The sequence below is a fragment of the Burkholderia sp. 3C genome (assembly GCF_054589155.1).
Genome location: NZ_BAAILN010000030.1, coordinates 1 through 6855, shown reverse-complemented (window position 1 = coordinate 6855; position 6855 = coordinate 1). Strand labels below are relative to the sequence as shown.

8 protein-coding genes are annotated in these 6855 nt (G+C 63.2%); 2 read left to right on the top strand and 6 right to left on the bottom strand.

The annotated features are described in order from the left end of the window. Window positions 1–61: 61 nt before the first annotated feature. Window positions 62–688 carry a TetR/AcrR family transcriptional regulator gene (locus ACYP33_RS04140; RefSeq protein ID WP_414451579.1) on the bottom strand — a complete coding sequence of 209 codons (627 nt, stop codon included), beginning with the start codon at window positions 686–688 and terminating at the stop codon, window positions 62–64. A gap of 240 nt (window positions 689–928) precedes the next feature. On the opposite strand from ACYP33_RS04140, the gene ACYP33_RS04135 reads away from it, so the two are divergent. Then, the gene (locus ACYP33_RS04135; RefSeq protein WP_414451580.1) at window positions 929–1354 is read left to right on the top strand and encodes an H-NS histone family protein; all 426 of its coding nucleotides are present in this window, start codon (window positions 929–931) and stop codon (window positions 1352–1354) included. 96 nt (window positions 1355–1450) lie between these two features. Here ACYP33_RS04135 and ACYP33_RS04130 read toward each other — a convergent pair whose 3' ends face one another. Genes ACYP33_RS04130 through ACYP33_RS04120 form a run of 3 tightly spaced genes read right to left on the bottom strand, consistent with a single transcriptional unit; the run spans window position 1451 to window position 4289 of the window. Further along, window positions 1451–1750: a YciI family protein gene (locus tag ACYP33_RS04130; RefSeq protein ID WP_459619874.1), complete on the bottom strand. Its 300-nt coding sequence runs from the start codon at window positions 1748–1750 to the stop codon at window positions 1451–1453. Window positions 1751–1763: 13 nt separating this feature from the next. Continuing rightward, window positions 1764–2894, bottom strand: a complete 1131-nt coding sequence (locus tag ACYP33_RS04125) for a muconate cycloisomerase family protein (RefSeq protein WP_459619872.1) — start codon at window positions 2892–2894, stop codon at window positions 1764–1766. Between the two features lie 45 nt (window positions 2895–2939). Beyond that, window positions 2940–4289 (bottom strand): MFS transporter, encoded by a 1350-nt coding sequence (locus ACYP33_RS04120; RefSeq protein ID WP_459619870.1) that lies wholly within the window; start codon window positions 4287–4289, stop codon window positions 2940–2942. A 103-nt stretch (window positions 4290–4392) separates the two neighbouring features. On the opposite strand from ACYP33_RS04120, the gene ACYP33_RS04115 reads away from it, so the two are divergent. Next, window positions 4393–5289 (top strand): LysR family transcriptional regulator, encoded by an 897-nt coding sequence (locus ACYP33_RS04115; protein WP_459619868.1) that lies wholly within the window; start codon window positions 4393–4395, stop codon window positions 5287–5289. Between the two features lie 140 nt (window positions 5290–5429). Here ACYP33_RS04115 and ACYP33_RS04110 read toward each other — a convergent pair whose 3' ends face one another. After that, window positions 5430–5873: a hypothetical protein gene (locus ACYP33_RS04110; protein ID WP_414451585.1), complete on the bottom strand. Its 444-nt coding sequence runs from the start codon at window positions 5871–5873 to the stop codon at window positions 5430–5432. Window positions 5874–6221: 348 nt separating this feature from the next. Further along, window positions 6222–6855 (bottom strand): urea ABC transporter ATP-binding subunit UrtE (urtE, locus tag ACYP33_RS04105; RefSeq protein ID WP_459619866.1); only part of this gene is annotated, 634 nt, incomplete at its 5' end.

Below are 6855 nucleotides of genomic sequence, written 5' to 3'. Positions count from 1 at the left end.
CGGCGTTTGACGCGTTCCGGAACGCACCGGCTCCCGCTATCGCCGGCGGCCGCCGCGCCGATCAACGTACCGGCGCCGCCGCCGCCAGCAAGCTGCGCAGGAACACCATGATCATGTGTCCGATCGGCGCCTCGGACAGCATCGAACGCTGCAACGCCAGGCCCTGCGAAAGCCCCATGAACGAGATGGCCAGCACGATCGGCGGCTCCGGCGGCACCTTCCCCAATCTGGCGAAAATCTGCGCAATGCAATAGGCGAGACCGTCGCGATGCGCATCGAGCAAGGCCTGCGAGGTCGCCGCAAAATCGCTGTTGCGCCCGCCGTGAAGCTTGAATTCGACGCCCAACACCGACCACTCCGGCTCGGCATCGAGCGTTCGCGCCCAGGATTCCAGCGCATTCAGGATATCGTCCGCGGAGGCCGCCGGGTCCCTCAGCGCGGCGGCGATGTCGGCCACTTGCGACGTCGAGCGCTCCTGCATCAGCGCCAGAAACAGCGCGTCCTTGCTGGCGAAGTTCGAATAGAACGCACCCTGCGTATACCCGGCTTCGGCCGCGATATCCCTGAGCGACGTGGCGCCGAACCCGCGCTCGACAAACAGCCGTTTCCCCGCGGCAAGCAAATGCGCACGAGTCTGCAATCGGCTTGCTTCGCGGCTCAGTCGTGGGGGTTGGGTCGCCGGTTTCATGGCACGAAGGATATCAGTTGATATTTAAAATTCAACTGGCTATCATTGCGTTTTCCTTTCAAATATCACTTGATATGCGAAAGGATGCGAAGCGAGTTCGCCTTCGTGGCGGGTCGTGTCGGACCGGCTCGGGACATGCCGGCGAAGCCGGCCGAAAACACCGGCTCGTTTCAAGCAATCGATTAGTCATGCGAATGGTTTTTGCGGTTCTCATGAGAGCGTGAGGCAGGAAAGCGGAAGATGAATGCAGGAAGAACCCGAAAGGCCCGAAAGACATATCCGCAGCTCGTCGCAGAGCTGGCCGCGCTGGATGAGCAAATCGAGCGCACGCGCGCCCGCGAGCGCACCGATGCGATCGAGGCGGTTCACACGCTGATGGAAACCTATGCGATCAAGCATCGCGACCTGATCGGCAGAAATGGCGGGCGCGGCCCGTACGTCGTGAAAGCGCTGCCGGTGCGGTATCGCGATCCGGCGAGCGGGCGGGAGTGGTGTGGGCGCGGCAACGTTCCGCTCTGGATCAGGGGCAAGGACCGCAGCCAGTTCGCCGTCATCGAGCCGGCCCACGCCTGCAAAAGCCGAAACGGCGAGAGGGAACATGAGCTGGGGGACGCGAACCTCGCCGGACGCACCATTCGGCCCGACCGTAAAAAATCCCCGACTTGAGCCAAAGATTTCATTGCGCGTTCGGCTTATCCCTCAGATTCGGCGGCTGCCCGATTGTCTTCATGCCGCCGCCGCGGTTTTCCGGAGTGAGGTCGATTATCCGAGAAAACAGATTCCATCCACGTAGGCCTTGCGCCAGCGTGTCATGTTGATCTTTTCGAAGAGACCGACCTTGTAGAAGGGATCGGCTTCGATGAACGCTTGTGCAACGTCTCTTTCCTCGGTGTCGACGACATACAGTCCGCCGCCGAGGTCTTTGCCGTCGTCGTTCAGCTTCGCGCCACAGGCGAGAAGGAAGGATGCATGTTTCGCCAGATAGTCGAGGTGTTCGGGTCTTGCCTCCACTCGCAAAGGGAGGCTATTGGGGCGGTCCCAGGTTTCAATCACGTACGGCATGGTCTTCTCCCATTTAAATTGCGCGCTTGTAACGGCCGCCGTCACGGCGATAGTAGGAAAGCTTGTCCTCGTCGATTCGCATGCCGAAACCCGGGCCTTGCGGCACGGTCAGATGGAAATCCTTGTATTCAGGCTGCTCGACGGTAATCGAATCGGAAAAGAGCAGGGGGCCGAAGAGTTGGCAGCCCCAGTCGAGTTGGTTGGCGGTTGAAAAAATCTGCGCGTACGCTGCCGTTCCGATGCCGCTTTCGAGCATCGTCCCGCCGAACAGGGAAATGCCGGCGGCTTCCGCAATGTTGATGACCTTGCGGGTCGGCGCAATGCCGCCGTGCTTGGTGACCTTGATCGAGAACGCATCGGCCGCGTTCCGGCGGGCGAAATCGAGGGCATTCTCGACGGTTTCAATCGGCTCGTCCGCCATGATCGGTATCGTGAAGCGCTCGCACAACCGGCGCATGCCGTCGACATTGGAGCGGGGGAGAGGTTGCTCGACGACGGCGATGCCGGCATCTTCCAGGCGTTCGATTGCCCACGTCGCAGCGGATTCGTCCCAGCACTGATTCGCGTCCACATGCACTCGCGCTCGGTCGCCAAGCGCGTGCTTGATTGCGCAGGCACGTTCCACGTCTTTGCGCAGCTCGCCTTTGCCCACCTTGACGAGGAAGAGCTTGTGCTGACGTTGTTCGAGCTTTTCTTCCGCAAGCGCGATATCGCTGTGTTCTTCCCCGTTGCCAAGCACCAGGAGAACCGGCAGCGCGTCGCGTACCGATCCGCCGAAGAGTGCGGACGACGCAACACCCAAGCGGCGCGCTGCAAGATCGACACACGCCATTTCCACGGCGGCCTTCGCATAATGGTTGTCCTTCACCGACCCATCCATTTTCTTGTGGAGGAGTGCGAAGTTTGCCGGGTCGGCACCGAGCACCGCGGGCGCGAGATATCCGTCGATGACGGCCTTGATGGCTTCGACGGTTTCGGCGCCATAGTGCGGGATGACCGAGGCCTCGCCGAGGCCCTCCACGCCGTCGGCGTCGCGCACGCGAACGATCACCAGGCTCTGGCTGTTGATCGTGGCCATCGCCAGCTTGTGAGGGCGAACGGTCGGCAGATCGATGACGATGGATTCGATGGAAGTGATTTGCATGGGCGTGCCGTAGTGGATAGTGCGGGTTCGAAGGAGGTCTTTTCTCTAGGCGCCGCGGCTGCGCGCAACGCCCAGAACGAGCGCCATCGCGGAGAGGGCCAGCATCGCGCCGATGCAGGCAAATCCGGCGTAAAGACTGCCCGTCAGATTGCTTGACCCGCCGACAATCAGAGGGCTCACGAATCCGCCGATCGCCCCCGCGCTGCTGATGAATGCGATACCGCCGGCCTTTGCATTCGGTGCCAGGTAGGCGGGCGGAATAGTCCAGAACACGGCAAGCGCGGCCCATGCGCCGCTTGCCACCAGGGCCATCAGCGCGACGATGCCAAGCGTGCTGTTCGCGGCGAGCGGCAGCAGCGCCAGGCATGCCGCCGCGACAAGCATCGACAGTGCGAAGTGCCAGCGGCGTTCCTGGCGCCGGTCGGAACTCCGGCCTACGAGGAAGATGCCGATCATGGCCGCTGCCGGTGGAATGGCCGCGAGGAGCCCGATCGTCGTGATGTCGATGCCGAGCTTTTTCAGCAGCGTGGGCGTCCAAAGCGAGACCGCCTGCGTGCCGGCAAGAATGGACAGGTAGGCCAGTGCGAACAGATAAACGGTCGGATCGCGGAACGCTTGCGCGAGCGCACCGCGTGAATGCGTCTCGGCGGGCTTGTCCGCACCAAGGCGTTCACGAAGCAGCGTCTTTTCTTCCGGAGACAGCCAGTGAGCCCGTTCGGGCTTGTCCTGAACGTAGAAGAAGCAGAAGACGCCAAGAAGAATCGCCGGGATGCCTTCATAGATGAAGATCAATTGCCAGCCGCGCAACGCGTGCAATCCATCCAGCGACATCAGCCAGGCCGACAACGGGCTGCCGATAATGCCGGCGATGGAAGCGCCCATGGCGAAAATCGCGGTTGCCCGGCCCCTGATTTCAGGCGGAAGCCAATAGCTGAAGTAAAGGATGATGCCTGGAAAGAAGCCGGCTTCGGCCGCGCCGAGCAGGAACCGCATGACGTAAAACTCGGCGGGCGTCGAGACAAACCCCATTCCGACGGATAAGGCACCCCACAGCACCATGATTCGAGCGAACGTCAATCGTGCGCCGATGCGAGCGAGAAGCAGGTTGCTCGGCACTTCGAAAAGGAAATAGCCGGCGAAAAAGAGCCCCGCACCCAATCCATAGATCGCCTCGCTGAACGACAGGTCGGTCATGAATTGCAGTTTTGCAAACGCCACGTTGCTGCGATCGATCTGCGCGATGACGTAGCCAATGACGGCCAGCGGAACGATTCTCCGAAACAGCTTCCGATCGAGGGCGCGCGAGGCGTTCTTTTTCGCGGTTGCGGAAAAAGCGGCGGCGTGGTCGGTCGGACTGTGGGCAGTGGCCGAATACGCCTCTGAGTTTGTTTGCATCCCTGTCTCCTTTGTCGTTTTTTCAGTATGTTTTGGCGGATCGATTGCGTCCAATAATTATTTGGCCGGTATACGATTGCGATTCGTGATCGATGGAGGGGCTATGGATTTAAGGTGGATTCGTTCGTTTGTCACGCTCGCGGAGACCTTGCATTTCGGCCGGGCGGCAGAAAAATTGCGGCTCGTGCAGCCGGCCATGTCGCAACATATCCAGCGGCTGGAATCCGCATTGGGGGTCAGGCTGTTGGATCGGGGGCCGCGCAATGTCAATCTCACGCCGGTCGGGCATGAGTTTCTGGTGGAGGCGCGGGGCGTTTTGGCGCAGCTCGAGCGGGCAAGCTTGGTCGCCGCACGCGCGCAACGCGGAGAGGTCGGCCGTCTGGAGATCAGCTATGCGAGCTCGATGGTGTATTCGGGGATTCTTCCGGCGTTGCTGTCCGCCTTCGAGCGCATCGCGCCGGACGTGGCGGTCGGCCTCACGGAAGCCGATCAGCAATCGCAAATCACGTTTCTCGAGGAGGGACGCGCGGATGTCGCGGTCTTGCGATTGCCGGCCGGCGCGTTGCCGGCGATGTTGCAGACCGTCGTGGTACGCAGGGAGGGCGTCATGGCCTGCCTGCGAGAAGACCATCGACTCGCCGGCAAGCCTGTCCACGTCGCCGACTTGCGGGACGAACCGTTTCTCGCCACTCACCTGCGAGAAGGGCATGGCTTTTACGACACGGCACTGCGCGTTTGCCGCGCGGCCGGCTTCGCGCCACGCATCGTCAGTCGCTCACATCAGTTCTCGACGATCGTCGGGCTGGTCGCCGCAGGACGCGGCGTGGCGCTCGTTCCCGAGTCCGTGGCCAAGCTCGCCTTGCCGGGCGTCGTGTATGAAGCGCTGGACGACTGCGAACTCATGTCGGACATGGCCGTCGCGTTCCGGGCCGAAGGCAACGCGCCGTGGACAGTCCGTTTCATCGAGCTCTGCGCGAAGTTCATCGATCGGGTGGACTGATTCCCGCCAACCTTGAGAAGCCAGGGCGGCACGCGGCCCGTTGCGCGATCGAATCGGGCGCGTCATGCCTTGCCAAGGCTCGCGAAGTCTCGATCGACCCGGCTTCGGCCGGGTTTTTCGCCTGGGCCGGGGCGGCCTCGTCAGATCCGGCCGGCGGCGACGGCAGCCGGCGGGGCGACCAGCAGTGCCGAGAGCGCCTGGAGCGCGTCAGGCGTCACGAACAGTATCTCGCCGTTGCTCAGCCACACATGGCCATTGCCCGTCTTCATCGGTTGTACGGCGACGATCGCATTCGGATTCACGTGGTAATCGAGCGGGGTGGCCGACTTCAGTTCGACCGGCACGAGCGGCACGCCGGCGGCGGTCAGCGCGGCCAAGACGTCGACCAGCGGGGTGGGCGAGGTGAGCGTGCGGGCCCGGACGTGGGGCGTATGCGTGACGGGTTGGGGGTCGCGCGCATTCAGCCCGATCGTGGTGCCGCCCGGCGCGGTGGTGGAGCGAGAGATCGTCACGACTTGGGCGGGGTTGAGGGCGGCCGTCGGATATTGGTCGGCAGTCAACACGGGAATCTGAATGAGGGGCATCGATAAGGTCTCCTGGTGGCGATGGCAGGCGGCACACAAGCGCGCGCCGAACCCAGGCAGATCATCCACTACGGCGGGCCACCGGCATAGGGGGGCATCAAATTATCGAGGCCGGTGCAGACGTGCTGCATCCGCTCCGGGCGAAGCCTCGAATGATCGGTTCGCCAGGTCGTTCGACGGCCGCTTGCGGGACGAATGTCTGAACGTGAACCGGGTGCCTGTCATGGGGCGATCATCATGAAAGGATCGAGCCGGCCGGGGGCCGGCCAGACCCTGCGCCCAGCCGGCGCGACGGCCCCGCAAATCCATGCAACAGGCCGGCGATACGCGGCATGCGCTTGCCTACGCTCACACGGCGATCAGTTCTCTAACCCCGTTCGCTTCCATCTCGCTGCCGGCGCCGCCGGTGACGATCTCGCCGCGGCTCATCACCCAATACTGATCGGCGATCGAGCGGGCGAAGTCGTAATACTGCTCGACCAGCAGCACGGTCATGTTGGTTTCGTCGACGAGCTGGCGCAGCGTGCGGCCGATGTCCTGGATGATCGACGGCTGGATGCCTTCGGTCGGCTCGTCGAGGATCAGCAATTGCGGCTCGCTCATCAGCGCACGGCCGATCGCAAGCTGCTGTTGCTGCCCGCCCGACAGGTCGCCGCCACGCCGCGCGCGCATGTCCTTCAGTACCGGGAACAATTCGTAGATGCGGTCCGGCACCTTCGACGGCGCCTTGCGGCTCGCCGCGCCCACCAGCAGGTTTTCCTCGACCGTCAGGCGCGGAAAGATGTCGCGGCCCTGCGGCACGTAGGCCAGCCCGGCGGCGACGCGCGCATGCGGTGCCAGCCCGTCGAGCGGCTTGCCGCGCCACGCCACGCTGCCGTTCTTCGCGGTCACCACGCCCATCAGGCAGCGCAGCAGCGTGGTCTTGCCCACGCCGTTGCGCCCGAGCAGCACGGTCAGCTTGCCGTCCTCGGCGGTGAGATTG